The organism is Kribbella solani, from assembly GCF_014205295.1.
GTDB classification, from domain to species: Bacteria; Actinomycetota; Actinomycetes; order Propionibacteriales; family Kribbellaceae; genus Kribbella; species Kribbella solani.
Window position 1 is genome coordinate 6995547 of the sequence record NZ_JACHNF010000001.1, and the last position, 26409, is coordinate 7021955.

The 26409-nt window shown below is 69.3% G+C and carries 26 protein-coding genes; 15 read left to right on the forward strand and 11 right to left on the reverse strand.

Annotated elements, in window-relative coordinates:
- The first annotated feature begins 5 nt into the window (after positions 1-5).
- From pabB to HDA44_RS32435, 8 genes are all read left to right on the forward strand, one after another.
- Entirely contained in the window at positions 6-1355 is a 1350-nt protein-coding gene (gene pabB, locus HDA44_RS32400) for an aminodeoxychorismate synthase component I (protein WP_184840990.1), read from the forward strand.
- Positions 1355-2068: an aminotransferase class IV gene (locus tag HDA44_RS32405; protein WP_184840992.1), complete on the forward strand. Its 714-nt coding sequence runs from the start codon at positions 1355-1357 to the stop codon at positions 2066-2068. Before pabB ends, HDA44_RS32405 begins: the two co-directional genes overlap by 1 nt.
- 282 nt (positions 2069-2350) lie before the next feature.
- On the forward strand, positions 2351-3244 hold the full coding sequence (locus HDA44_RS32410; protein ID WP_184840994.1) for an SPFH domain-containing protein: 894 nt from the start codon (positions 2351-2353) through the stop codon (positions 3242-3244).
- A gap of 10 nt (positions 3245-3254) precedes the next feature.
- Entirely contained in the window at positions 3255-3464 is a 210-nt protein-coding gene (locus tag HDA44_RS32415; RefSeq protein ID WP_238353604.1) for a type II toxin-antitoxin system antitoxin, read from the forward strand.
- Positions 3465-3527: 63 nt separating this feature from the next.
- Complete coding sequence (locus HDA44_RS32420) at positions 3528-4259, forward strand: GOLPH3/VPS74 family protein (protein WP_184840998.1); 732 nt, start codon at positions 3528-3530, stop codon at positions 4257-4259.
- A 196-nt stretch (positions 4260-4455) separates the two neighbouring features.
- Positions 4456-4815, forward strand: a complete 360-nt coding sequence (locus HDA44_RS32425) for a GntR family transcriptional regulator (protein WP_184841000.1) — start codon at positions 4456-4458, stop codon at positions 4813-4815.
- A complete protein-coding gene (locus HDA44_RS32430) occupies positions 4815-5720 on the forward strand; it encodes an ATP-binding cassette domain-containing protein (RefSeq protein WP_184841002.1) in 906 nt (301 codons plus the stop codon). The genes HDA44_RS32425 and HDA44_RS32430 overlap by 1 nt, the downstream gene beginning before the upstream one ends.
- The gene (locus tag HDA44_RS32435) at positions 5717-6487 is read left to right on the forward strand and encodes a hypothetical protein (protein ID WP_184841004.1); all 771 of its coding nucleotides are present in this window, start codon (positions 5717-5719) and stop codon (positions 6485-6487) included. The genes HDA44_RS32430 and HDA44_RS32435 overlap by 4 nt, the downstream gene beginning before the upstream one ends.
- 332 nt (positions 6488-6819) lie before the next feature.
- Here the strand turns inward: HDA44_RS32435 and HDA44_RS32440 are convergent, their stop codons facing one another.
- The 5 genes from HDA44_RS32440 to HDA44_RS32460 form a co-directional block, all read right to left on the reverse strand.
- Positions 6820-9516 (reverse strand): glucosidase family protein, encoded by a 2697-nt coding sequence (locus HDA44_RS32440; RefSeq protein ID WP_238352599.1) that lies wholly within the window; start codon positions 9514-9516, stop codon positions 6820-6822.
- Between the two features lie 46 nt (positions 9517-9562).
- Positions 9563-10567, reverse strand: coding sequence for a substrate-binding domain-containing protein (locus tag HDA44_RS32445; RefSeq protein ID WP_184841006.1), 1005 nt, complete (start codon positions 10565-10567; stop codon positions 9563-9565).
- A gap of 69 nt (positions 10568-10636) precedes the next feature.
- Positions 10637-11419, reverse strand: a complete 783-nt coding sequence (locus tag HDA44_RS32450; protein ID WP_184841008.1) for an LLM class flavin-dependent oxidoreductase — start codon at positions 11417-11419, stop codon at positions 10637-10639.
- A 119-nt stretch (positions 11420-11538) separates the two neighbouring features.
- Positions 11539-12279, reverse strand: coding sequence for an SDR family oxidoreductase (locus HDA44_RS32455; protein ID WP_184841010.1), 741 nt, complete (start codon positions 12277-12279; stop codon positions 11539-11541).
- 79 nt (positions 12280-12358) lie between these two features.
- Complete coding sequence (locus tag HDA44_RS32460; protein WP_184841012.1) at positions 12359-12796, reverse strand: SgcJ/EcaC family oxidoreductase; 438 nt, start codon at positions 12794-12796, stop codon at positions 12359-12361.
- A 78-nt stretch (positions 12797-12874) separates the two neighbouring features.
- On the opposite strand from HDA44_RS32460, the gene HDA44_RS32465 reads away from it, so the two are divergent.
- The 4 genes from HDA44_RS32465 to HDA44_RS32480 are packed head-to-tail and all read left to right on the forward strand — an operon-like array spanning position 12875 to position 15932.
- Positions 12875-13333: a MarR family winged helix-turn-helix transcriptional regulator gene (locus HDA44_RS32465; RefSeq protein ID WP_184841014.1), complete on the forward strand. Its 459-nt coding sequence runs from the start codon at positions 12875-12877 to the stop codon at positions 13331-13333.
- A gap of 12 nt (positions 13334-13345) precedes the next feature.
- Entirely contained in the window at positions 13346-14887 is a 1542-nt protein-coding gene (locus tag HDA44_RS32470; RefSeq protein WP_238352600.1) for an AlkA N-terminal domain-containing protein, read from the forward strand.
- 2 nt (positions 14888-14889) lie between these two features.
- The gene (locus HDA44_RS32475; RefSeq protein ID WP_184841016.1) at positions 14890-15444 is read left to right on the forward strand and encodes a GNAT family N-acetyltransferase; all 555 of its coding nucleotides are present in this window, start codon (positions 14890-14892) and stop codon (positions 15442-15444) included.
- Positions 15441-15932 (forward strand): methylated-DNA--[protein]-cysteine S-methyltransferase, encoded by a 492-nt coding sequence (locus HDA44_RS32480; RefSeq protein WP_319038996.1) that lies wholly within the window; start codon positions 15441-15443, stop codon positions 15930-15932. The genes HDA44_RS32475 and HDA44_RS32480 overlap by 4 nt, the downstream gene beginning before the upstream one ends.
- 22 nt (positions 15933-15954) lie before the next feature.
- On the opposite strand, the gene HDA44_RS32485 is transcribed toward HDA44_RS32480, so the two are convergent.
- Both HDA44_RS32485 and HDA44_RS32490 read right to left on the reverse strand, forming a co-directional pair.
- Positions 15955-17178, reverse strand: coding sequence for a cation:proton antiporter (locus tag HDA44_RS32485; protein ID WP_184841018.1), 1224 nt, complete (start codon positions 17176-17178; stop codon positions 15955-15957).
- Between the two features lies 1 nt (position 17179).
- Positions 17180-17665: a cation:proton antiporter regulatory subunit gene (locus tag HDA44_RS32490; protein WP_184841020.1), complete on the reverse strand. Its 486-nt coding sequence runs from the start codon at positions 17663-17665 to the stop codon at positions 17180-17182.
- 139 nt (positions 17666-17804) lie between these two features.
- Here HDA44_RS32490 and HDA44_RS32495 point away from each other — a divergent pair, with 139 nt between their 5' ends.
- The 3 genes from HDA44_RS32495 to HDA44_RS32505 all read left to right on the forward strand — a co-directional run bounded on the left by HDA44_RS32495 (position 17805) and on the right by HDA44_RS32505 (position 21967).
- Complete coding sequence (locus HDA44_RS32495; RefSeq protein WP_184841022.1) at positions 17805-18347, forward strand: PadR family transcriptional regulator; 543 nt, start codon at positions 17805-17807, stop codon at positions 18345-18347.
- Complete coding sequence (locus HDA44_RS32500) at positions 18344-20365, forward strand: NADPH-dependent 2,4-dienoyl-CoA reductase (RefSeq protein WP_184841024.1); 2022 nt, start codon at positions 18344-18346, stop codon at positions 20363-20365. Before HDA44_RS32495 ends, HDA44_RS32500 begins: the two co-directional genes overlap by 4 nt.
- Before the next feature lie 207 nt (positions 20366-20572).
- A complete protein-coding gene (locus tag HDA44_RS32505; RefSeq protein WP_184841026.1) occupies positions 20573-21967 on the forward strand; it encodes an FAD-dependent monooxygenase in 1395 nt (464 codons plus the stop codon).
- Here the strand turns inward: HDA44_RS32505 and HDA44_RS32510 are convergent.
- The 4 genes from HDA44_RS32510 to HDA44_RS32525 all read right to left on the reverse strand — a co-directional run bounded on the left by HDA44_RS32510 (position 21917) and on the right by HDA44_RS32525 (position 26408).
- A complete protein-coding gene (locus HDA44_RS32510; protein ID WP_184841028.1) occupies positions 21917-22507 on the reverse strand; it encodes a TIGR03086 family metal-binding protein in 591 nt (196 codons plus the stop codon). The genes HDA44_RS32505 and HDA44_RS32510 overlap by 51 nt on opposite strands.
- 251 nt (positions 22508-22758) lie before the next feature.
- On the reverse strand, positions 22759-23337 hold the full coding sequence (locus HDA44_RS32515; RefSeq protein ID WP_184841030.1) for an HhH-GPD-type base excision DNA repair protein: 579 nt from the start codon (positions 23335-23337) through the stop codon (positions 22759-22761).
- A gap of 21 nt (positions 23338-23358) precedes the next feature.
- Positions 23359-25437 (reverse strand): iron ABC transporter permease, encoded by a 2079-nt coding sequence (locus HDA44_RS32520; protein WP_184841032.1) that lies wholly within the window; start codon positions 25435-25437, stop codon positions 23359-23361.
- Positions 25434-26408, reverse strand: a complete 975-nt coding sequence (locus HDA44_RS32525) for an ABC transporter substrate-binding protein (RefSeq protein ID WP_184841035.1) — start codon at positions 26406-26408, stop codon at positions 25434-25436. Before HDA44_RS32525 ends, HDA44_RS32520 begins: the two co-directional genes overlap by 4 nt.
- Between the last annotated feature and the right edge of the window lies 1 nt (position 26409).

Sequence of the window (26409 nt, forward strand, 5' to 3'; positions counted from 1 at the left end):
TGCCTGTGAGTGCGCTGCGCTGGTCCGTCCGGACGCTCGACCGGGCGCTGGACGGTGAAACGGTCTACCGCGAGCTGCTGGCCGGCGAGCCGGTGGCGTACTGGCTCGACGGCAGCTTGACGGACCGGTTGCCGCGGCGGGTTTCTGTTCTTGGTACGACGCTGGGTGCCGGGGCGGAGGTGCTGGTTCGGGATGCGGCCGACGGGGACGTGTTCGAGGAACTGGACAAGCTGCTCGCTGAGCGGACGGGGGAGCCGCCGCCTGAGCTGGACGGGTTGTTCTGTGGTGGCTACGTCGGCTACTTCGGGTACGAGCTGAAGGCGCTCACCGGCGGAACTGCCGCGCACCAGGCGACCACGCCGGACGCACTGTGGATCTGGGCCAACCGTTTCGTCGTCATCGACCACGACCGCGACGTGACGTACCTGGTCGCACTCGACCTAACCGGCGCAGGTGAGGACTGGCTGGATCGGGCCGAGCGGTCCGCCGCGGACTGGTGGATGCCTGGCGTCGACGTACCGGCGATTGCCCGGCTGGATCTGGAAGCGCATCTCGAGCAGGACCGGCCGACGTACCTGGCCGGGATCGAACGTTGCCTGGCGGAACTCGCGGCCGGCGAGACGTACGAGGTGAACCTGACGAACCGCGTCCGCCTGCCCGCCGTACCCGATCCGTTCGAGTTCTTCTGCTGGCAGCGATCCGCGAACCCGGCGCCGTACGCGGCCTTCCTCAGATCCGGTGACCTCGCGGTCGCCAGCTCGTCGCCGGAACGCTTCCTCACCGTCGACGCGGATCGCTGGGCCGAATGCCGTCCGATCAAGGGCACCGCGCCGCGCGACCTCGACCCGGACCAGGACCAGCTGGCCGCGAAGTCGCTCGCCGAGGACGACAAGACCCGCGCCGAGAACCTGATGATCGTCGACCTGATCCGCAACGACCTCGGCCGGGTGAGCGAACCCGGGACCGTGCAGGTCCCGCAACTGATGCAGGTCGAGAGCTATCGGACCGTACATCAGCTGGTGACGACGGTACGCGGGCGATTGCGCGCTGACGTCACAACGATCGGCGCGGTTCGCGCGTGCTTCCCGCCCGGGTCGATGACGGGCGCGCCGAAGATCCGCACGATGCGGATCATCGACGAGCTGGAGTCGAGCGCGCGGGGCGTGTACTCGGGGGCGCTCGGCTATCTGGCCGTGGACGGCCGGGCGGATCTCAGCGTCGTGATCCGGACCGCGGTACTGACCCCGGACGCGACCGTGATCGGCGCCGGGGGAGCGATAGTCCTGGACTCCGAGCCGGACGCCGAGTACGAAGAAATGTTGCTCAAAGCAACAGCTGCGGTGGGAGGGAAATGATGACTGACTTGCTGGTGGCGGATTCGTTTCTGGTCGCGGGTGGGAAGGTTCGGGGGCTGGAACTGCATCGGGACCGGTTCGTGGGTTCGTGCGCGGCGGCGGGGATCGCGGTGGAACGGGTCCGGGCGGAACGGTTCTGGGATGAGCAGATCGCCCGGCTGCCTGGGTTCGGGCGGTGGTTCCCGCGGTTCGAACTGAGCTCGGCGGGGGAGTTCGCGGTGCAGTTGCGGCCGGCGCCTCCGATCGGCGGTGCGGTCCGCGTCGCCGTACACGACGGACCGGACCCGAGAACCGCACCCAGGGTGAAAGGGCCCGACCTGGAACTCCTCGGCAAACTCAAGGCGGCCGCCCCCGACCGCGCCGACGAAATCCTCCTGCTGGACACGGACGGAACGGTTCTTGAGGCGGCGTACTCGGCGATCGCTTGGTGGGAGGACGACACGCTCTGCTTCCCGCCGTCCGATCGGCCCTTCCTTCCGTCCGTCACCGCCCACCTGCTCCGCAAAATAGCCACCACCCAAGGCGTGGAGATCGCTGAACACCCCATCACCCCCACCGAACTCCAGGCAACCACCGAAGCCTGGCTCCTCAACGCCCTCCACGGCATCCGCCCCATCCACGCCTGGAACGCCTCCCCGATAGACCCCCTCCCCAACTCCCAGGCCCCCCACTGGCAATCCCACCTGACAACCCTCTCCACCCGCCTCCCCTAACCCACCCCACCACCGCCCCCACCGCCGCCCCGGCCGAGTGCATTTGAGGGGTGAACGTCGGGGGTTGCCGGTTTGCCCCCTGTATGCGGGGTGTGAAGGGACCGGTTGAGGGGTTCACGTCTCAAATGACGGCGGCTGCGAGGGAGTCGCGTGGGCGAGGAGGCATGCGGCCAGTCGAGGCCGTACGCGGCGGCGTGTCGGGCCGGCGGGCGGGGTTGGGCTGGAGGATTTTGCAAATGTGATATCAGTTTGGTAGCTTGGAGGTATCGAGAGGAGCTTGTGATGGTAGATGTGCGGATGCCTGCGGCGAAGGTGGTTGAGCGGGCGGGTGGCGAGGCCAATGGGTGGCTGATGTTTCTGCTCGGGCTCGTGCTGGCGGCAGCGGGGGTGTTCCTGCTCGTTTTCCGGAATCAGGACGGCACGCTGGTGATCGCCGGAATCGGCGCGATCGTGCTCGCGCTGATCGTGCTGAAGGGTCTGACGGCGGTGTCACCCGGCCGGGCGCGGGTCCTGCAGGTTCTCGGGCGGTACTCGGGGACGATCCGGACCAACGGCCTGCGCTGGGTGAACCCGATCTCCACCCGGCGTGAGGTCTCGACCCGGATTCGCAACCACGAGACGTCCGTTGCCAAGGTCAACGATGCCGACGGCAACCCGATCGAGATCGCCGCGGTGGTGGTCTGGCAGGTCGAGGACACCGCGCAGGCGACGTTCGAGGTGGACGATTTCGTCGAGTTCGTGGCGATCCAGACCGAGACCGCGGTCCGGCACATCGCCAACAGTTACCCGTACGACGTGCACTCCGAGCAGGACGTGCTGTCGCTGCGGGACAGTACGCACGAGATCACCGAGAAACTGTCCGCCGAGATCGGCGCCCGGGTGCATGCGGCCGGGGTGCGGGTGATCGAGTCACGGATCACCCACCTCGCGTACTCGCCCGAGATCGCCCAGGCGATGCTGCGCCGCCAGCAGGCCGGCGCGATCGTCGCGGCCCGGCAGCAGATCGTCGAAGGCGCGGTCGGGATGGTCGAGCTCGCGCTGGAGCGGCTGTCGGAGCACCGGGTGGTCGACCTGGACGAGGAGCGGAAGGCGACGATGGTCAGCAACCTGATGGTGGTGCTGTGCGGCGACCGGGATGCTCAGCCGGTGGTCAATACCGGCTCGCTCTACCAGTGAGCCGCGGGCCGTGGCCGTCGAACGGAAGAAGATCCTGCTCCGGCTGGATCCGGCTGTGCACGACGCGCTGGCCCGCTGGGCGAACGACGACCTGCGCAGCACCAACGCACAGATCGAGTACCTGCTCCGCCGGGCCCTGGCCGACGCCGGCCGGCTGCCCGCCGGAGTAGGCAAACTCCGCGGCCCGGGCCGCCCGCCCAACGAGGAGAGCGATGAATAAGACGGTGGTGAAGCGCTCCGGCCGATCAGGGCCAAGTGCCTCCGGTCGCGCGAGGAGGGCCGGATGAGCAAGCCGGTGGTGACGCCGTTGCGGCGATCAGGGCGGTCAAGTCGGTCGGGTTCGGCTCGGCGACCCGGCCGGCAGCGGAAGACTGTTGCCCTAGGCAACGCGACGGTGCCGGACGGGATCGCGGCCAGGTTGTTCCTGCTGTCCTGGGATCCGGTCAAGGGAAAGCTGCGCGGGCAGGCCAAGCTGGGCAAGCTGCTGCGAGCCGCGGTGCTGGTCGACCTGCAGCTCAACGGAAATGTTGCTGACGACAACGGCCGCGCCCGGGTGACCACGGCGGCAGCCCCGATCGACCCAGTGCAGGCGGCAGTGCTGGAAGAACTCCGCGCGGTGGGGCCGCGGCGCTGGCGGCACTGGATCGACCGCCGGAACCACCTGACGGTGCGGATGGTCCGCGACGAGCTCGCCCGGGCGCAGCTGATCAAGGTCGAGCCACGTCGCGTGCTGGGCATCTTCCCGGCCGGCCGGATCACCGTCCGGCACCCGCTGATCCGCCGGCAGCTCCTGCATGCCGCGCACGACACGCTGCGCCCGTCCCGGGTCGTCTCCCGGGTGGATCTCCGGGACGCGTCGATCGCCGTGCTGGCGGCCACCGCCGGCCTGCGGATCGTGATCAGCAAGGAGCAGCGGCTGCGGCACAAGGACCGGCTGGCGCAGCTCGCGGTCCGGGTCGGCCCGGTGGCGCCCGCGCTGAAGAAGTCGCTGCAGAGCCAGCACTCGGGCGGCTGACCTCGGCGACCCGCCCCATGTCAACCCCCCCGACCCGCCCCATGTCAACCCGCCCGACCCGAGCCATGTCAACCCGCTGCGCCCGCTGCGCCCGCTGCGCCCGCTGCGCCCGTCCGCTGCCCCGCGCTCTGGGAGGTGCTATGGTTCTTTACTCAAGTAATGAACCAAGTAACGACGCCGGCGACAGGGGGTGCTGATGTTCGACGACCGGAGCCCGATCTATCTGCAGATCGCCGACCAGATCAAGAACGACATCGTGACCGGCGTCCTCGCCGAGAACGAACAGGTGATGTCGACCAATCAGTACGCCGCCTTCTGCCGGATCAACCCGGCGACCGCCGCCAAGGGTTTCGGCCAGCTGGTCGACGAAGGGGTGCTGTACAAGAAGCGCGGCATCGGCATGTTCGTCGCGCCGAACGCGCGGGACCTGCTGCGTACCGGCCGGAAGGAATCGTTCTTCGCCGACGTCGTCGACCCGATGATCCGGGAGGCGAAAGCAATCGGCATCCCGCTCACCGACATCGTCCGGCACCTCGCCAGTTACGGAGACGCGTGATGACGTCCGCCCTGACAGTACGAACCGAGAACGTCTCGGTCCGGTTCGCCGGCCTGCCCGCGCTGGACCGGCTCGATCTCCGGCTGGCGCCGGGGAAGATCCACGGGTTGCTCGGCCGGAACGGCTCCGGGAAGAGTACGCTCGCCGCCGCGCTGGCCGGGTTCCGGCGGCCGGACGAAGGACGCGTCCTGATCGAAGGCGGTGATCTCGGCGCGGCGCAGGAGCCGTACGAGAACGCGGTCGTCACCAGCCGGGTCTGCCTGATCCGGGACTCCGGCGACAACCCGGCCGGCGCGCAGGTGCGGCAGGCCGTGCAACTCGCCGCCGCGCTGCGCCCGTACTGGGACGCCGACCTCGCCGGTGAGCTGCTGGACCGGTTCGAGCTGCCGATGAAGCAGAAGATCCAGAAGCTGTCCCGCGGCAAGAAGTCCGCGCTCGGCGTCGTGCTCGGGCTCGCCAGCCGCGCGCCGCTGACCATCTTCGACGAGAGCTACCTGGGCATGGACGTACCGTCCCGGAACCTGTTCTACGACGCCTTGCTCGCCGACTACGCCGAGGTGCCGCGCACGATCGTGCTCTCCACGCACCTGGTCAGCGAGGTCAGCGCGATGCTCGAAGAGGTGGTCATCCTGGACGGCGGCCGATTGGTCACCCAGTCGCCGGTGGACGCGCTGCGTGGGCGTGGCGCGTCGGTCGTCGGCCCGGCCGCGGCGGTCGACAAGTTCACCGCCGGCTTCACCGTGCTCGCCGAGGAGCGCCTCGGCGGGACCAAGTCCACCACCGTTCTCGGCGATCTGCATCCGGCGCTGGTCGCCGACGCGGCGGCCGCCGGCCTGGAGATCGGCCCGGTCGGTCTGCAGGATCTGTTCGTCCACCTCACCGCCTCGACGGGAGCCCGGTCATGAGCGGCACGACGGTCAGCGACCGCGCGACCCTGCCCCGCGGAGTCACCGATCTGCGGCGGTTCAAGCACGTCGTGAACGCGATGACCCAAGGCATGCGGCAGATGCTGGTCGGCTACTGGGTGGTGATGCTGGTCGCGCTGCTCGGCGTCGGGATCGTGATCGCGCTCCTGACCGGCGGCGTCAAGGCCAGCGTGTGGGACTACGGCACGCAGTCCCCGAAGTACTTCTCGATGGCGATCGGGATCACGCTCACCCCGGCGTTCTTCACCCTGCTGATCGCGCAAGGCGTCACCCGGCGGATGTATTCAGTTGCCTCCGGCATCTACCTGACCGGGACCGCGGCCGCTACCGCGCTGTTGTGGCTGCTGGCGTACCAGGCCGAGCATGCCCTGTACGCGGGGCAGGGCTGGCCGGACAAGCTGACCAACCCTCACCTCTTCACGAACACGTCGCAGGGCGGGCTGATCTTCGCCGAGTTCTTCCTGATGATCCTGGCCCACGAAGTGACCGGGTGGCTGCTGGGCATCACGTTCTTCCGCCTCGGCTTCTGGCGCGGCGTACTGTTACTGCCGGTGAGCCTGGTCCCAGCCGTCGCCGCCGAGCTGCTGCTGGTGGCGCAATGGCTCGCGGACCTGCTGCGCAACACCGGGTACCAGCGCCCGCCGCTGGCCATCGCGATACCGTCGGTACTGATCGTGAGCGCACTCGGCGTCTACACCGGCTATCGGCTCCTTCTGCCGCTCGCCCCGAAACCCGCGAAGGGCTAGTGCGCACTAGTTATGCACAGGGGTTGTGCATAACCGGGACCGATTCTGTGGACGATTCGGCAATTGCTGTGGACGACCGGATCTGTTCTCAGGAAAGGGTTGTGCCGGCCCGGCGACGAGCGTAGAACTGACGGCACGCGGCTTCTACTCGAAGCGGCGGGTCGAACGGAAACCGAGGGCCCTCGCGGTGGGGATCCCCACCGAGGTAGACCGGTGACGGGGTCTGCCGGCCGCCACGGACCCGGATCGGGAAGCTGGAGACGTCACTGTCCCTTCAGTTGGTGCGGGCCCCTCCGACTCATACCTGGAGGGGCCCGCCTTCGTCTGTCAGCTCACTTCAAGGTGATCGCCAGTACGGTGTGCGCGCCGCGCGCCGGTACCTGCACCTGCGTACCACGGCTCGTCGTCACCACCTGGTACGCGACTGGATGTCCGTTCAACGAAACGCCCTTGACCTTCGCGCCGGACGGGATGACGGCGCCTACCGTCAGTGCCGCCCCGACGCCCTTCGCGGTGACGTCGGTGGTCAGTACCTTGCCGGCCTGGCGCGCGGTCACGTCGACCGCGCCGCGACCGACCAGCACGTTCTTCCCGGCGACCTGCTGCTGGCCTTCCGGCAACTGCGGGACGACCGCGATCCGGCCGTTGCCGAGATCCGGGTCCACGCCGAGCTGCTGGTGTACGACCGGCCAGAGGATGCCGTACGCGCCCCACGCCTGCAGTGCCATCGAACGGTCGTAGAACGGCCGGCCGATGTTCGCGGGGGAGTCCGGCGACGGGGCGATCTCCGGCATCGCGCCGGGGGTCTCCCAGACCGACGGGTCGAGCTGAATCCGCGCGTTGCCGGTCGTGTACACCTGCTGCTGCTTCTTCCCGAGCCGACCGAAATTGCCCTCGGCAACAGCCATGATGGAGGTGTTCAGGCCGAAGATGCTCCGCTCGCTCTTCACCTGCGAGACGACCCCGTCACAGGATGCACCTGGGTTGCCGGCCGGGTCCGAGGTCGGCCCGGTGCCGGTGTGGAACAGGCCGAACTCACCTGTGTAGCAAGGCGTTTCGCGCTGGTCGAGTGCTGTCTGCGCATGCTCGGGTGACGCCAGCGGCGTGGCAGGCTGTCCGGGCTTGGTCAGCATCGCTTCCATCGGCGTGACACCGATCCAGTGCCGCTGGAAGATCGGGGTGTTGTCGTTCGCAGGGTTGGCCGGGTCGTCGATCGAGTCGGCGTAACCCATTGCCTTCGGCACCCACCACTGCGCCTCGAAGCGGGACTCCAGGTCGGTCGCCCGGGCAGTCGCCCACTGCTGCACCTTCGAGTCGCGCTTCGACGCGGCCAGGTCGGCAAGATCACGCAGGCCGCGCGCCAGGTACACGGTGCTGTCGAGCTTCTCCACGCCCATCCCGGCACGCTCGACGTTGGCAAGACCCTCGGGCCACCCGTCGCCGTCCTTGTCCAGTTCGCGATACACGTACTGGAGGTTGCGGACGCTGAAGTCGTACATCTCGTCGCGGAACTTGTTGTCACCGGTCCAGCGCCAGAGCAGCGCGACCGTACTCGGGAACTTCACCGTCTCGTCCGTGTTACCGGGGCTCTGGTTCGAGCCGTAGTACACGTCGCCGGTCGGCGTCACCTCATGGGCGACCTTGCCACTGCGCTTGTTCAGGATGTCGCTGATGTCGCGGAGCGCGCGCAGGTGCTCCTTCACGGTGTCGAACTGACCGGCCGCGACGGCCGCGAAGGCGGTGTACTCGCCGTCGGTCGCGAACAACCACGGGTAGTCCGGGAAGCCGGCGCCGAACCAGCGCGCGGCATCGACCGTGCCGGCCGGCGCGGGGTAATCCTTGCCCTCGTTGACATCTCGGATCTTCAGATCGCGTGCCTCCTGGACCGAATCGGCCAGGTTCTGCTTGCTCCACTCGACGCTCTGCTGCAGCAGCCGGTCACCAGGCAGGTCAACCGCCGACTGTGCGTCGATCTGCTTCCGCGCGGAAGTCTTTGCCCGCAGCAACTTGTCCGGGTTGCTCAGGGCCTTGCCGTACTCGCGTTGCGCGGCCTGAGTGCCCTGATCCGAGCCGGCCACCGCGAACCAGATGGTCTGCTGCTGACCAGGCGCGAGCTTCACCTCGTACGTGAGCCGGCCGCCGGTGCCCTTGCCGACCAGCGAGTCGTCACAGCGCGCGGGTGTCGTACCGTCCGCCGGGCAGATCACCGCCGGGTCCTGCGGGCCGCGATGGTTCGGCCCGAGCTGGTGGCTCGTCGGACGCAGGGACGATCCGGCGTACGCGGCGAAGTCGTGGGCGGTCGCGTTCGGGTACGACGGGGTGCCCTGCTCGCGGAAGCGGAGCGCGCCGTCGGCGTACGCGCCGGTGTCGGGCAGGTTCGCGTCCGCCGCGCTGGGTGTGGTCCAGCCCCACGGGTACGGCTGCATCAGCTCGGAGTGGGCGTCGACGTCGAGTTTCACGGTCTTCGCGGTGGCCGAGCTGAGCGTCAGGCCGACCAGGGTGGCGCGGATGCCGTCCGGCACGAAGTCGGTGCGGCGGACGTTCACGGCGCCGGAGTAGTCGATCCGGCTGTACCCGTGACCGCTGGTGTACTTCGCGGCCGGGACCTGCTTGCCGAGCCAGTTCCCGTCGAGGCCGAACCACAAGCCGTCGAGGAGTTTGATGGGCTGGGTCCAGAAACCACCCATCTCGCCGCGGACATGCCAGCCGGCGGCGGGGTACAGACCGGACTCGTCGCCCATCGCGTACGCCCGGTCGCCCACCACCAACGACCGCCGATCAGCGAGCCGGGTGGTCTCGGACAACTCAGCCGCCCCGGCCGCACGGGATGCACCGCCGGCACCGGCTTGAGTGGGGGCGGTTCCGGGGGTTGTTCCGTTCGCGGTGGTTGGTGTTGGGCCGGCCAACGCTGAGGCGGTGCCGGCCAGGATGGTCGCGGTGGCGAGCAGGGCGACGCCCACGGTGCGGCGTACGCGCCTGGGCGGGGACGTACTACTTCGGCTGGTTGGGTTGGTCGGATGGGGAGTCATGGCGGTTCCTCCTTCTCGCGGCGCCCGGGGGACAAGCGCCGGGGACTCATCCAGGGACGGAGCTGCCCCTGATCACCAGTTCTGGCTGCAGCAGGCGTTCGGCCGGGGCCCCACCGGAGCCGCCGGTCAGGATCGCGATCAGTTCTTCCGCGATCAGGTCCATCGGTTGCCGGAAGCTGGTCAGGCCGGGGGAGACGACCTCCGCGAGCGGCGAATCGTCGAAACCGGTCACGCCGACATCCGGACCAGGTCGCAGGCCGCGCCGGGTCAGCTCGCGGAGCGCGCCGAGCGCGAGAATGTCGCTCAAGGCAACGATCCCGTCGACCTCGCGCCCGGCGTCGAGCAACTCGCCGGTGACGCGGGCGCCTTCTTCGATACTGTCCTCGCGGCACCGCACGGCCAGGGAGGTGGTCGGCAGGCCGAGACGTTTGCACTCGGTACGCCATCCGCCGAGCCGGTCCTCGCCGAGCCCGGACGATTTCGGCCAGCCGACAAAGGCGATCCGGCGGCGACCGGTGTCGTACAGATGCCGCACCGCCAGCGCGGATCCGGCCGCGCCGTCGACGTCGACCCACGGCCCCGGCTGCGTGGTCTCTTTCCACACCCGCCCGAAGCTGACGAAGGGGATCTCCTGATTCTTCAGCCATCCGTGCCGCGGGTCGCGCGTCTCGGTCTGCGAAAGCACGAACCCGTCGACCAGCCGGCGCGCGTGCAGGTCGTCGTACGTAGGCATCCCGTCGACGCCGGGTTCGGCGGTGAACAGGAGGATGTGCCGCGCCGTACGCTCCGCCGCCGCGCACAATGCGTGCAGGAACTGGTCCATCACCAGATGCGTCCGGTTCGGCCAGTTCGGCACGCAGTACCCGATCAGCTCGACGGCGCTCGTCCGCAGGCTCCGCGCGTTACGATTGGGCCGGTAGTTGAGCAGCTCGATGGAGCGGTTGACCCGAGCCAACGTGTCCGCCCGCAACCGATGCGGCGCATTCAGCGCGTTTGATACGGTCTGCACCGAAACCTCGGCATGCGCAGCAACCTGCTTCAAAGTAGCCACGCGGCCTCCACCGGTTTTAACGTTCAAAACACCGGCAGTCTCTCCCAACCGCAAGCACCTGTCAACGGCTCAGATCTTCGGCGGACCCTGCCGGACGAGGGCGAGCGTGTCCTCGACGCGCAGCGGCGGAATCCACCGCCCCCACCAGGCAGCACCGGCCTCGGCGAACGCACCCGGATCGCCACCGCTGACCTTCACCTCAAACCCCGGCCGAGCTTCGGCAAGCAGCTCCCGTACGTCCCGCGGGGTGATCTGCCGCGGCGCGGCGGTCGTCCCCTTGTACGCACAGGACCCATCCCACCGAACAATCCGCCGACGCACCGCCGGCACCAAGAAGTTGCCTCCCACCCAGATCGGTACCCGCGGCCGCTGCACCGCCGGCGCCATCAGCCGCACCCCATCCAGCCGGTAATGCTTCCCCGCCGCACTCACCGGTTGTCCAGTCCACAGCCGATCGATCAACTCCAGCCCTTCATCCAGCATCTCCGCCAGCACCCGCTGCCCGACAGCCGGCATGAACGGATCGCCCGGATCCCCAATCCCCACCCCAAGAATCAACCGCCCGTTCGACAGCTGATCCAACGCCACACACTCCGCCGCCACCTTCCACGGATGCCGCCGCGGAAGCGGCGTCACGGTAGTCCCGATCCGGATCCGCTCAGTCGCGGTTGCTATCGCAGCCAAGCAGATCCACGGGTCGTAGGTCGGTTGCGACGCATCCCCCTGGTAGACGAGGTAGTCCTCGAGGAACAGGGCATCCCACCCGGAGTCCTCCACCACCCGGGCAAGCTCCGCCAGCCCGCGGGGGTCCCGCCCTTCCCCCACCGCCCCGACTGTCACTGAGAACCTCATCTGCCCACGCTATCTGCGGCGGGAGGACAGGAGGTGTTGGGCGGTGGGGTAGTGCACCTGGGCGGGACGGGGGGTTTGCGTACGGTGTCTCGGGGGTGCACTACCTGTCGTTATGCCGGTCAGGCGGTGTGGCCGCCGGCGATTGTCAGTTCGGTGCCGGTGATGTAGGCGGCGGCGGGGGTGGTCAGGTAGGTGATGGCGGCGGCTACCTCGGTGGGGATGGCGAAGCGGGGGATGGCGAGGTCCGCCAGCTGAGGTGCGGCGTACGGGCCGTTGGCGGGGTTCATTTCGGTGTCGGTGGGGCCGGGCTGGATGACGTTCGAGGTGATGTTGCGGCCGCCGAGTTCGCGGGCCAGCGCCTTGCTGAGGCCGACGAGTGCGGACTTGCTCATCGCGTACAGCGTCATGCCGGGGCTGGTCACCCGCCCGGCGGCGCAACTGCCGAGGTGGATCAGCCGTCCGCCGTCGGACAGCAGCGGTACGGCGGCCTGAGTGGCCGCGTACACCCCACGGACGTTCACCGCCAGCACCCGATCGACGTCCTCCAAGGTCAGATCGGTGATCGGCGCGATCGCCCCGACACCCGCGTTGTTGACCAGAATGTCCAATCCACCAAGGGCTTCCGCGGCCTCGCGTACGCCGTCGCCGACCGCGATCGCGTCACCCGAATCCACCGCGTACGCGAACCCGCGCCGCCCGAGCGCCTCGATCTCCTGCACCACCTTGGCCGCCGAGTCCGCCGACGAGTGGTAGGTGATCGCCACATCCGCCCCACGCTCCGCCAGCGCGACCGCGGCCGCCGCCCCGATCCCACGACTGCCACCGGTAACCAGTACCTTCTTGCCAAGTAGTTCGTTCATGTTTCAATCTCACCGCCCACCGACCCGCGAAGCTGGCGAAAATCCGCCACCGGATCCTGGCGACGCAAAACCGCCAGGATCACCCGCGCGGCACGCTGGCCGGCAGCATCCAGAACTGCACCGCTTCCATCAGCCGATGGTGCTTGGTGTTCTGGAACGACGCGACCCGCCACTCGCCGTCGTCCTCCAGCACCAGCGTCAGCGTCTGCACCTTCGCCAGCCGCGCCGGCCGCTTCTTCCCGACCTCGCCGCGGGTGACCACGACGGCCGTCCGCTCGCCGTGCACGTGCAGTTCCACCAGCTCGCTGAACATCCGGGTGTCCTTCAGGAACTTCCCGAACAGCGCGGCATGCCCCGCCACCAGGTCGTCCCGGCCGCGATACACGGTGCCGACGAACGTCACGTAGCTCGCGTCCGCGCAGAACTCCCGCCCGTACGCCTCCGCGTCGCCCCGATCCCAGGCCTTGGTCAACCGATCGAGCACGGCCAGCACCCGGGTCTCCGCTGCCACCTGCATGATAACTTCCTCCCTGCAGTATCTTCACTAAGCTAATATCTGCTCTGATGCAGATATCTAACCCGGAGGTGCCCACCCATGTCAACCGAGCAGGAGCGCAATGCCGTCTTCCGGCGGTACCTGAGCGCGATGGCCCTGCACAGCCTGGCCAGTGCGGAAGCGGCCGGGCTGAACGCGACCGACTACTTCGTCCTGAACCTGCTTGACCTGACCGGGCCGCGGACATCGGGTGAGCTGGCCCGCTGGACCGGCTTGAGTACGGGGGCGACCACGCGGATGATCGACCGCCTGGAGCAGCGTGGGCACGTCAAGCGCGGCTTCGATCCGGCCGACCGGCGCAAGGTCGTGGTGGAGATGGGCGAGCCACCGAAGACCGTGGGCCAGGCGGTCGCGGGTGCGCGCCGGCGGATCGGCGGGGTGATCGGGGCCTACTCCGGCGCCGAGCAGGAGATCCTGTTCCGGTACTTCGCCGAGGCGGCCGAGGCGTATCAGGCGTCGACCGAAGAGCTGATCGACCGCCGTACCTCGATGTCGTAAAACCGCTAGTGAATGTCGGTGTGGGCAGGGATGCTGGAGGGCGTGTACGAGTGCAGGGAACGATGCGTCCGCGCGGTCCAGTCGAAGGACGCGCGGTTTGACGGCTGGTTCTTCACCGCGGTGCTGACGACCCGGATCTACTGCCGGCCGAGCTGCCCGGTGGTGCCGCCGAAGGTCGAGAACATGCGGTTCTACCCGAGCGCGGCGGCCGCGCAGCAGGCCGGGTTCCGCGCCTGCAAGCGGTGCCGCCCGGACGCGAGCCCGGGATCGCCGGAGTGGAACGACCGCGCCGACCTGGTCGCCCGGGCGATGCGCCTGATCGCGGACGGCGTGGTCGACCGCGACGGCGTACCAGGCCTCGCGACACAGCTCGGCTACTCGGTGCGTCAGGTCCAGCGCCAGCTTCTGGCCGAGCTCGGTGCCGGTCCGCTCGCGCTCGCCCGCGCCCAGCGCGCCCAGACGGCGCGGTTGCTGATCGAGACCAGCGAGCTCCAGATGGCCGACGTCGCGTTCGCGGCCGGCTTCTCCAGCGTGCGTACGTTCAACGAAACCGTCCAGGAAGTCTTCGCTCTGGCGCCGACCGAGCTGCGCCGCCGCGCCCGCCGTGGCACGACCACGACCGCCCCCGGCACGATCTCGCTCCGCCTCCCGTTCCGCGCCCCGCTGACGCCGGACAACCTGTTCGGGCACCTGATCGCGACCGGCGTACCAGGCGTGGAGGAATGGCGCGACGGCCACTACCGGCGTACGTTGCGCCTCCCGCACGGCCACGGCGTGGTCGCGCTCCGCCCGATGCCCGACCACATCGCCTGCCAGTTGTCGCTCACCGATCAGCGTGATCTCGCGATCGCGATCAGCCGTTGCCGCCGGATGCTCGATCTGGACGCCGACCCGATCGCGGTCGACGACCTGCTGAGCACGGACCCGGTGCTCGCGCCGCTGATCGCGAAGGCCCCCGGCCGCCGCGTGCCGCACACGGTCGACGGCGAGGAGTTCGCCGTCCGCGCGGTGCTCGGCCAGCAAGTCTCGACGGCCGCGGCGCGTACGCACGCGCATCGCCTCGTCCTGCGGCACGGTGAGCCGATCGAAGACGTCGGCGGCGGCCTGACCCACCTCTTCCCGACCATGCAGGCGCTGGCCGGTCTCGACCCGGAGACGCTCGCGTTCCCGAAGACCCGGCGTACGACCCTCACGACGCTGATCGCGACGTTGGCAGCGGGCGAGATCGACCTGGGCGCCGGCGCGGACTGGGATCACGTCCGCGAACAGCTCGCCGCCCTGCCGGGCATCGGCCCGTGGACGGTCGAGTCGATCGCGATGCGATCCCTCGGTGACCCGGACGCCTTCGTGGCCAGCGATCTCGGTATCCGGTACGCGGCCCGTGACCTAGGCTTGCCCGAGGCCCCGAAACCACTGACCGACCACGCCCGCGCGTGGCGGCCCTGGCGTGCGTACGCGGTGCAGTACTTGTGGGCCACCGGTGAGCACGCGATCAACAAGCTCCCGGCCGCGGACGATCCGACGTACCAGGTGCCCCGACTCTCGACGGAGTGAGCATGACCGAACTGACCACCGACCGGCTGCTGCTCCGGAACTGGAAGGAGTCGGATCGGGAGCCGTACGCCGCGCTGAACGCCGACCCGGCCGTGATGGAGCACTTCCCGGCTCCGCAGACGCGCGAGCAGAGCGACGCGCTGATCGACCGGAACCGCCCGGCGATCGACGAGCGCGGCTGGGGACTGTGGGCGCTGGAGGTCCGCGAGACCGGCGAGTTCATCGGTTTCACCGGTCTGTCGGTGCCGAGTTTCGAGGCGGCCTTCATGCCCGCGGTCGAGATCGGCTGGCGCCTCGCGAAAGGTGCTTGGGGCAACGGTTATGCGAGTGAGGCGGCGCGGGCGGCGCTCGCGTACGGGTTCGGCCCGGCCGGCCTGGACGAGATCGTCTCGTTCACCGCGACCCCGAACCTGCCGTCGCAGCGGGTGATGCAACGGATCGGGATGACGCGCGACGAGGCCGGCGATTTCGACCACCCGAGGATCGAGGTTGGTCATCGCCTGCGCCGGCACGTCTTCTACCGGATCAGCCGTTCGCAGTGGGAGTCGACCCGGTGACGTACGCCGTCGTCGACAGTCCGCTCGGTCCGCTCACCTTGGTGGGGACCGACGCGGACGAGCTGACCGGGTTGTACATGGATCAGCAGCTGTACCGCCCGGAGCAGGAGACGTTCGGCGATCGTGACGACTCGATCCTGCCGGCGGTGGCCGAGCAGCTGGACGAGTACTTCCATCACGGCCGGACCACCTTCGACGTACCGCTGCACTTGCGCGGCACCCCGTTCCAGCGGCAGATCTGGACCGCGCTTCAGACCATCCCGTACGGCGAAACCAGCACGTACGGCGGCCTGGCGACCGCACTTGGTCTGGGCGGGCGCTCGGCCCGGGCCGTTGGTTTGGCCAACGGAAAGAACCCGATCAGCATCATCGTGCCCTGTCACCGCCTGGTCGGCGCCGACGGGAAACTGACCGGGTACGGCGGTGGGCTGCCGCGCAAGCGGGCCTTGCTGAACCACGAGCAGGCACAACCCGTACTTGTTGAGTGATGGGGTTGTGCCTGCCCGCTGATCAGGAGCGGGTGTCGGCGGTGTCGTCGATCTGTTCGGCGGCCGGTGCGCCCGCCGCGGCCAGCACTGGCTTCGGCTTGAACACCCGGCGGGCGAGCGGCTCGGTGTAGCGAGCAGCGATCGGGCCGAGGATGACCAGGATCAGTACGTACGCCGTGGCCAGCGGACCGAGTCGGGGCTCGACGCCGACGGCCAGGCCGGCGATCACGATCGAGAACTCACCTCGGGCCACCAACGTACCGCCGGCCCGCCAGCGTCCCGCGGTCGAGATGCCCGCGCGGCGCGCGGCGAACCAGCCGGTCGCGATCTTCGTCAACGCGGTCAGTACGGCGAGCGCGAACGCGATCGCCAGCACCGGCGGGATCTTCCGCGGATCGGTGCTCAGTCCGAAGAACACGAAGAACACCGCGGCGAACAGGTCCCGCAGTGGGCTCAGCAGGTTCCGCGCGCCGTGCGCGACCTCACCGGACAGCGCGATGCCGACAAGGAACGCGCCGACCGCGGCCGACACCTGCAGTTGCTGGGCGATCCCGGCGACCAGCAGGGTCAGGCCGAGTACGACCAGCAGCAGCATCTCGGGATTGTCCGAAGACACCGCGCGGCTGATCACGCGCCCGTACCGCAAGGCCACGAACAGGACCACGCTCACCGTGCCGAGTGAGATCAGCAGCGTGATGCTTCCACCGGCCAGGCCGACGCCGGCCAGCAGCGCGGTCAGGATCGGCAGGTAGACCGCCATCGACAGGTCCTCGAGAACGAGGATGCCCAGCACGACAGGGGTTTCGCGGTTGCCCAGCCGGCCGAGGTCGCCGACGACCTTCGCGATCACGCCGGACGACGAGATCCAGGTGACGCCGGCCAGTGCGACCGCCGCGACCGGACCCCAGCCGAGCAGCAGCGCCACGGCAGCGCCGGGCAGCGCGTTCAGCAGGAAGTCGACGGCGCCGGACACCCATTGTGTCTTCAGCGTGCCGACCAGATCGGACGCGGTGTACTCGAGGCCGAGCAGCAACAGCAGCAGGATGACGCCGATCTCGGCGCCGGTGGCAACGAACTCCTCACTCGCCGCCAGCGGCAGCAGGCCGCCGTGCCCGAACGCGAGCCCGGCCAGCAGGTAGAGCGGAATCGGGGAGAAGCCGAGCCGGCTGGCGATCCGGCCGAGGACGCCGAGGGCAAGGATGACCGCGCCCAGCTCGATCAGCAGGGCGGTGATGTTCTCGTGCATCTCACCCACCCGCGATCAGGTCGGCAACGGCATCGACGCCTTCGCGGGTGCCGACCACTACCAGGGTGTCGCCGATCGCGAACCGGAAGTCGGGCGTCGGCGACGGGGTCGCGCCGGTCCGGCGGAGCACCGCGACGATGGACGCGCCGGTCCGGCTGCGGACCTGGGTGTCACCGAGCGTGCGGCCCGAGTACGGCGACTTGGCGGTGATCGGGATGTGCTCGGTGACCAGGTCGATCTCGATCTCGCCGCGGACCGGGTCGATCTGCTCCGGGACCAGCAGCCGGGCCAGCGCGGCCGCCTCGCCCTTGGCTAAGGGCACGGACGCCTGGCACTCGTCGTCGTCATCGGGCTTGTGGAAACCGAGGAACCGCCGGCCGTCGTTGTGTACCACCACCGAGACGTGCTTTCCGGCCTCGGTGACGAGGTCGTACCGGATGCCGATCCCGGGGAGCGTGGTCGTGGTCGGGTGGGCCTGGTGGTCCATGGTGCTCCAGATGCATTGGTGATGAATACAAGGCGTCTGCAACCATTCTCTCAAACCGGTGGTAACCGATCCGGCCGCCGACTGTGACCTGAATTGCAATCAGGTGCAGTGCAACGAGTTGCATAGTTACAGTGCGGGTATGGCGCTGGAGCACGCGATCCTGGTCTCGCTGACCGAGCGGGCCGGCTCCGGGTACGAGCTGGCCCGGCGGTTCGACCGGTCGATCGGGTACTTCTGGCCGGCCACGCATCAGCAGATCTACCGGGTGCTGCGCCGGATGGACGAGGCCGGCTGGGTGAAGCACACCGAGATCGCCCAGGAGGGCCGGCCGGACAAGAAGGTGTACCGGATCGCGGGCAAAGGGCGCGCCGAGCTGACCCGGTGGCTGGCCGCGCCGGAGGACCCCGCCGTACTGCGCGACGGGCTCGGCGTGAAGCTCCGCGGCGCGTCCCTCGGCGACGCCGGCGTGGTCCTGAAGGAGGTCGAACGGCACCGGGCCGAGCATGCGACGCGGCTCGAGGTGTACCGCGGGATCCGGAAGCGCGACTTCCCGAAGGCGGCCGAGCTGCACGGCCGGGACCTGCACCAGTACCTCGTCCTGCGCGGCGGTATCCGCGCCGAGGAGTCCTTCGTGGCCTGGTGCGACGAAGTGATCGATGCCCTCCGGAAGGACAGCCGATGAGCGCGTACCCGCATCTGCTCGAACCGTTGGATCTAGGGCACGTCGTGCTGCCGAACCGGGTGATCATGGGTTCGATGCACACCGGGCTCGAGGACCGGTTGAGCGATCTGCCCAAGCTGGCCGCGTACTTCGCCGAACGCGCGCGCGGCGGTGCCGGCCTGATGGTCACGGGCGGGTACGCGCCGAACCGTACCGGCTGGCTGACGCCCTTCGGTTCGGCCTTGACCAGTACGAAACAGGCGACCAGGCACCGGTTGCTGACCGATGCGGTGCATGCCGAAGGCGGCCGGATCGCACTTCAGATCCTGCACGCCGGCCGGTACGCGTACCACCCGTTCAGCGTCTCGGCGTCGGCCTTGAAGGCTCCGATCAACCCCTTCAAACCGCGGGCGCTCTCCGACCGGGGCGTTCGCCGGCAGATCGCCGCGTACGCCGACTGTGCCGCGCTCGCCCGCGACGCCGGGTACGACGGCGTCGAGATCATGGGCTCCGAGGGGTACTTCATCAACCAGTTCCTGGCCGAGCGGACGAACCGGCGCACCGATCGCTGGGGCGGTAGCCCGGAGAACCGGCGCCGGCTCGCGGTCGAGATCGTCCGGCGTACCCGGGAGCGGGTCGGCACGGACTTCCTGATCATCTACCGGCTGTCGATGGCCGACCTGGTCGAAGGCGGTCAGACCTGGGACGACGTGATCACGCTCGGCCGCGAGATCGAGGCGGCCGGGGCATCGATCATCAACACCGGCATCGGCTGGCACGAGGCCCGCGTACCCACCATCGTTACGTCGGTCCCGCGCGCGGCGTTCACCAGCGTGACCGCGGCCTTCAAACCACACGTGTCGATCCCGGTCGTCACCTCGAACCGGATCAACCTGCCGCAGGTCGCCGAGGAGGTACTGGCCCGCGGCGACGCCGATCTGATCAGCATGGCCCGGCCGTTCCTGGCCGATCCGGAATGGGTGCTCAAGGCAACAATAGACCGGGCCGACGAGATCAACGTCTGTATCGCCTGTAACCAGGCCTGTCTGGACCATGTGTTCGCGAAGAAGAAGGCAAGCTGCATGGTCAATCCGCGGGCGGGCCGGGAGACCGAGCTGCGGCTGGAGGTGACCCGCCGGGCCAAGAGCATCGCGGTCGTCGGTGCTGGGCCGGCCGGGCTCGCGGCGGCGGTGACCGCGGCCGAGCGCGGGCATCGGGTCGAGCTGTTCGAGGCGAGCAACGAGCTCGGTGGACAGTTCGGGATCGCGCGTCGGATCCCGGGCAAGGAGGAGTTCGCGGAGACGATCCGGTACTACCAGCGGCGACTCGAACTGACCGGAGTGAAGGTGCACCTCGGGCGTCGCGCGACGCCGACGGACCTGGACGGGTTTGACGAGGTCGTGCTCGCGACCGGGGTGGTGCCGCGGGTGCCGGCTATTCCCGGCATTGATCACCCGAAGGTGCTCTCGTACGTCGAGGTGGTGCGGGGCGGGAAGCCCGTGGGGGAGACAGTCGCGGTGATCGGGGCCGGTGGGATCGGGGTGGATGTGAGCGAGTTCCTGACCACGCTGGAGTCGCCCGCGCTGGATCTGGTGGCGTGGCAGGCGGAGTGGGGTGTCGCGGACCCGGTGACGGTTCAGGCGGCGCTGGGAGTGCCGCGGCCGGAGGCGTCGCCGCGGAAGGTGTATCTGTTGCAGCGGAAGGCTGGGAAGATTGGTGCCGGTCTGGGTAAGACCAGCGGTTGGGTGCACCGGGCGGCGCTGAAAGCCAAGCAGGTCGAGCAGTTGCGCGGGGTGAACTACGAGCGCATCGACGACGAAGGGCTGCACATCAGCTTCGGGCCGAAGCGGGAGAACCCCCAGGTGCTCGCGGTCGACACGGTCGTGATCTGCGCCGGCCAGGAACCACTCCGCGACCTAGCCGAGCCGCTCCGCGCAACGGGCAGACCGATCCACCTGATCGGCGGCGCCGACGTAGCCGCCGAGCTAGACGCCAAACAAGCCATCGACCAGGCCACCCGCCTAGCCCTCACCCTCTGACTGCGTGCCCTAAGGACAGGAAGTAGTCCCGCTTCAAGGCGCGCGCCAGGCTCAGACAAGCACAACCGACAGCCGCGATCGCCACTACTTCCTGTCGTTGGACACAGCTAGTGCACCTCGGCCGGTGCACTAGTGCGCGGTGGCGTTCTGGCTTTGAACTAGTGCACCGTGTACGGCGTACGCGCACTAGTTGAAGGAGTGGGAGTTATGAAGACTGTTCTGATTTCCGGTGGTGGGATCGCGGGGCCGGCGTTGGCGTTCTGGTTGCGGCGGTTCGGGTTCGCGCCGACGGTGGTGGAGATCGCGCCGGGGCCGCGGCCGGGTGGGCAGACCGTGGATCTGCGTGGGGTGTCGCGGGTGGTCGCCGAGCGGATGGGACTGATGCCGGCGGTGGCCGGGCGGCAGGTGCATGAGCGCGGCCTCGAGTACGTGCGCGCCGACGGGCGCCGGACCGCGGCGATGGCGGCCGAGGCGCTCGACGGCGCCGGCCCGGTCGCGGAGATCGAGATCCTCCGCGGCGACCTGGCCGAGCTCCTGACCGACGCGACCACCGACGTGGAGTACCTGTACGGCGACTCGATCACCGCCCTGCGACAGGACCTCGAGCCGAGCGAACCAAGCACCGCCACCCTCAGCCGCAGCAGCGGCGGCACCAGCAGCGGCATCAGCAGCGGCACCAGCAGCGGCACCAGCACCGGCGGCGGCTGTGGTGGGGTTGAGGTTACTTTCGCGAGTGGGGGCGAGCGGCGGTTTGATCTGGTGGTCGGTGCGGATGGTGTGCATTCGCGGGTGCGGCGGCTCGCGTTCGGGCCGGAGGCGGACTTCGTTCACCACCTCGGCGGCTACACCTCGTACTTCACCATCGAGACACCGGAAGACCTGCAGCACTGGATGAAGATCTACACCGCTCCGGGTGGTCGCTGGATCGCGCTGCGGCCGGACCGCGACCCGCGGTTCGCGAAGGTGCTGCTCAGCTTCCGTTCGCCGGTGCTGGACTACGACCGGAAGGACCTCGCGGCGCAGAAGCGGCTGGTTCGGTCGCGGTTCGAAGGTCTCGGCTGGCACGCCGAGAAGGTGCTGGCCGGCCTGGACGCGGCGGACGATTTCTACCTCGACACCACCAGCCGTGTCGTCGTCCCGGACTGGTCCCGCGGCCGGGTCACGCTCGTCGGTGACGCGGGGTACTGCGGTTCCCCGATGGCCGGTCACGGTACGGCGCTCTCGCTCGTCGGGGCGTACGTCCTCGCGGGCGAACTGGCCGCGGCGAACGGTGATCACGCCCGCGCGTTCCCGGCGTACCAGGCCCGGATGCAGGCGTACGTGGAGCAGCGGATGGAGCTTCCGCCGGGTGGGCTGAAGATGGCGATGCCGATGTCGTCGTTCGGCATCGCGTACCGCGACCTGGTGCTCCGGGTGATGACCTCGCCGATGATGTCCGGCGCGCTGGCCAAAATGGCGCGGGTGAAGCCGGACGCCATCGACCTGCCGGAGTACAGCGGGCTGCCTGAGCGCAGCGGGCTGCCGGAGCACTCGGTCGGGTTGCCGGAGGGGTCAGTCGAGCGGGGAGACCCAGTCCGGGTTGCGGCCGAGGAGGCCGAGTAGCTGGTCGAGGTCGGAGGACGTGCCGGACACCTTGACGCCGCGTTCGAACGCGTACCCCGGCCCGCGGTTCGCGTCGGTGTCGGGGATCCGGCGGGCCAGCGTGAGCGCCAGCTCGACCATGTCCGGTGGCGGGTTGTACGGGACGTCGATCGCGCGGGCCAGGTCCCAGGCGTGCACGACGCAGTCGAGCTGGTGGAAGGTCAGCGCGATCCGGCGCGGGAACGAGCCGAACTCGCGGACCTCCACCAGCCGGTCCAGCGCGCCGCCGTCGGCGAACGCGTCCGCGACCCGGACGTTCGACCGCCGGTACGCGCCGGCCGGGTTGTCGGCGAGGCGGCCACCGTTCCAGGTGTGCACGGTGGCGGAGCCGTTCTGCGCGGCCGCGGCCAGGCCCTCGTTCTGGCTGACCACGTGCCGGAGCAGGCCGCGGACGGTCCAGTCGGGGCAGGGGGTCGGAAACCACAACTGCTCGGCGCGTACCTGCATGACGACTTCCCCGAGCACCGCGCCGGCCCGGCGATCCAGATCCCGGATGTCCATCCGCTCTCCTTCAGTGGCTGCACCGAGCATAAGTCGGTACGCCGCCGTCCGCAGGGAAACGCCTGCGGCACAAGGGACAACCCGCACAGCGGTGGAACAGATGATGCCCAGGTGTCGCGGCAGGTTGCAGGCAGCAGGCAGCAGGCAGCAGGCAGCAGGCAGCAGGCAGCGCGCGGCGGTTGCGAGCAGCAGCAGGTGGCAGGCGGCGGTTGCGAGCAGCAGCACGCCGCGCGTGCGGCGCCGAGCCGCGATCAGGCCTTGGCGGCGGCCTTAGCGGCCTTCTTGAAGTTGCGGACCTCCAGCAGCGACGCGGCGTCGGTGACGTCCGCGATCGAGCGCCGGGAGCCGCGGTCGCCGTAGTTGCCGGCGGCCTCACGCCAGCCCTTCGGCTGCACGCCGCGCTGCTTGCCGAGCAGCGCGAGAAAGATCTTCGCCTTCTGCTCGCCGAAGCCCGGCAGCGCCTTCAGCCGCTTCAGCACCTCGGCCCCGTCCGGCTTCGGGCGCCCGGCCAGCCAGATGTTGCTGGTTTCACCGTCGTACTTGTCGAGGATCTCCTGGGCCAGGGCGTGTACCCGGCGGCCCATTGACCCGCCGTACCGGTGGATCGCCGGCGGTGTGACGGCGAGCTCGACGAACTCCTCCACGTCGGCCGCGGCGATCTTGCGCAGGTCGAAACCGTCCATCCGGTTCGCGATCTTCAGCGGTCCGGAGAAGGCGTGCTCCATCGGGTACTGCTGGTCCAGGAGCATCCCGACCAGCAGGGCGAACGGGTCGTCGTTGAGCAGCTGGTCGGCGTCCGGGTTGCCGGTGAGTTGCAGTTCGCGCAGCATGCCGTCCATCTTGACATGGCGTCAGCGCGTGGGCACGCGCGTGCGCCAGAGCAGGTAGACGAAGTACGGCGCGCCGATCAGGGCGGTCAGGAGGCCGGCTGGGATCTGGGCCGGGGCGAGCAGGGTTCGGCCGAGGCTGTCGGCGAGGCTGACCAGGACGGCGCCGAGCAGTGCCGCGACCGGGAGGATCCGGGCGTGCCGGCCGCCGACCAGGGCGCGGGCCGCGTGCGGGGCGACCAGGCCGACGAAACCGACCACGCCGATCGCCGAGACCGCCGCCGCGGTCAGCAGCGCTGCCGCCAGCAGCATCACCAGCCGGGTCCGCTCCAGCCGGACGCCGAGGATGCGGGGGACATCGTCGTCCAGCGCGAGCAGATCCAGCTCCCGTCGTACGTGCACGATCAGCGGGGTCAGTACGGCCAGCGCGATCGTGACCGGGACGATCTGCGGGAGCGTACGCCCGTAGGTGCTGCCGGAGAGCCAGGTCATGGCGAGGCTCAGGTTCCACGGGTCGGTCGCGACGATCAGCAGCGTGGTGATGGCGGTCGCGGCCGACGAGACGCCGACGCCGATGAGTACGAGCCGGTCCGAGCTGAGGCCGCCGCGCCAGGAGGCGACGTACACCAGGCCGAAAGTGAGCAGCGCGGCGACGGCTGCCGTACCGGACAGCAACCAGATGCTTGCCGACGGCACCAGGATCAGGATCGTCACGGCGCCGACGCCGGCCCCGCCGGTGATGCCGAGGATGCCTGGTTCGGCGAGCGGGTTCCGGCAGACGGCCTGCACGGTCGTACCGGCGATGGCGAGCGCGGCGCCGCACAGTATCGCGGAGAGTACGCGGGGGATGCGCTGGTCCAGGACGTACGTGATTGCCCGGCCGGAGCGACCGCTGATCCAGTTGACCAGGTCGCCGGTACGAAGGAAGGCGTCGCCGGTCAGCATCGCGCCGACGAGGGCCACGACCAACAGAACGACAAGGGCGATCGTGACGAGCCAGAACGTGCGCCGACTGCGTACACCGGAACCTGTGCCGCCGGGAGAGCGCCCGGAATCGCGGTGCCGCCGGGCCAGCCAGACCAGGACGCCCGCGCCGACGACCATCGTCATGATGCCGGTCGGGATCTCCACGCCGGCCTGGCCGCCGAACAGCGCCCGCAGGATGACGTCCGCGGCGAGTACGACCAGGACGCCGGCCAGGCCGGAGAGCGGGAGCAGGACGCGATGCCGGAGTACGCCCGGAACGATCGGGGCGATCAGCCGGACCAGTACGGGCGCGACCAGGCCGACGAAACCGACCGGTCCCGCGACCGTGACCGCGGCGGCGGAGAGCAGGACCGTGACCAGCGTGGTCAGGATGCGTACCCGGCGTACGTGCACGCCGAGGACCGCCGCGGTGTCGTCGCCGAGCGTGAGGATGTCCAGTTTCGCCGCCAGCAGGAACGCGCCGACGATGCCGAGGGCAACGATCGGCGCCATTTGGGTGACCGCGTGCAGGTCGGTCTGGACGAGCGTGCCGGCACCCCAGGCGAACGTGCCGACGGTTTCCTCGCGGTACAGCAGCAGGAGCAGCGTGGTCACGCCCGCGAGTGCCATCGCGACCGCGGACCCCGCGAGGATCAGCCGCGTCGGCCCGGTCGCGCCACCGGCGGACAGGGCGAGTACGAGACCCGCGGCCGCCAGCCCGCCGAGGAACGCGACGCCGCCGGCCGACAGGACGGGCAGCGGAATCCCGAACGCGGAGACGACCACGACCGCCAGGTACGCGCCCGCGTTGACGCCCAGCGTGTCCGGCGAGGCCAGCGGGTTTCGCGCCAGCGACTGCAGTCCCGCGCCGGCTACGCCGAGGGCAACCCCGACCAGTACGCCGGCCAGCAACCGCGGCAAGCGCGACGCGATCAGTACGTTCTGCGCGTCGTCGGAGCCGCGGCCGATCACCAGCCGGACCAGATCCCCGGCCCCGATCGAGGACGTGCCCTGCGTCAGATGTACCGCCGCCAGCATGATGATCGCCGCCGCGACCAGCACGAAAACGCCGGCCACGCGCACCGTACGGACCGGCTGCCGGAGGGTTTCGGCAGCCGGCGCGGTGACCTGGGTCAAGAGGTGACTGCCTGGACGGCGGCGTCGACGAACTGCTCGGCCGACTTCGGCCCGCCGAACATCCAGATACCGTCGGGCAGGCGATGGACGTTGCCCGCCTTCACGAACGGAAGGTTCTTCCAGATCGCGTTCCCGGCCAGGTCCTCGCCGAACACGTCGCCGCCGTCGTTCTTGTTCGCGATGTACAGGAACGTACCGTTCGGGAGCTTGGTCAGCCCTTCCAGATCGGTCTGCGCCATCCCGTACACCTTGTCGCCGGCGCCGGTCCAGCCGTTCTTCAGGCCGAGCTCGGCCGCGACCGCGCCGAGCAGCGAGCCGGAGGTGTACATCCGGATCGAGATCGTGCTGCCCTGCTTCCAGCCGTCGGACATCGTGAAGCCGGTACCGGCCTTGCCCGCGTCGGCGATCTTCTTCTTGCCCTCGGCAACTGCCTGGTCGAAGCCGGCGGTCAGCTGCTTCGCCTGCTCCTGCTTGCCGGTGGCCTGGCCGATCAGGTCCAGGTTGGTCTTCATCTGCGGGATCGCGTTCGCCGCGTCCGCGCCGCGCAGCACCAGCACCGGCGCGGCCTTCTCCAGCTGGGCGATCGTGTTCGCCGACTCGTCGGTGGTGGTGACGACCAGATCGGGGTTCAGGGCAACGATCGCGTCGACGCTGGACTCGCCACGGGTCCCGACGTCCTTCACCGACGGATCCAGCTTCTCGGCGGTCACCCAGTTCGTGTACCCCTTGACGTCCGCGACGCCGACCGGCATCACGCCGAGCGAGATCAGGCTTTCGACCGCGTTCCACTCGAGCGCGACCACCCTCGCGGCCGGGGCTTTCAGGTCGAGTTTCTTGTTCCGCGCGTCGGTCAGCGACACCGGCCGCGCGGCCGCGGTCGACGTGTCGTCGGAGGTGGTCGGTTCGCTGGTGCCGCACGCCGTCAGGGACAGCAGGGCAGCAGCGACCAGAGCGATGGCGGTTCGTCTCATC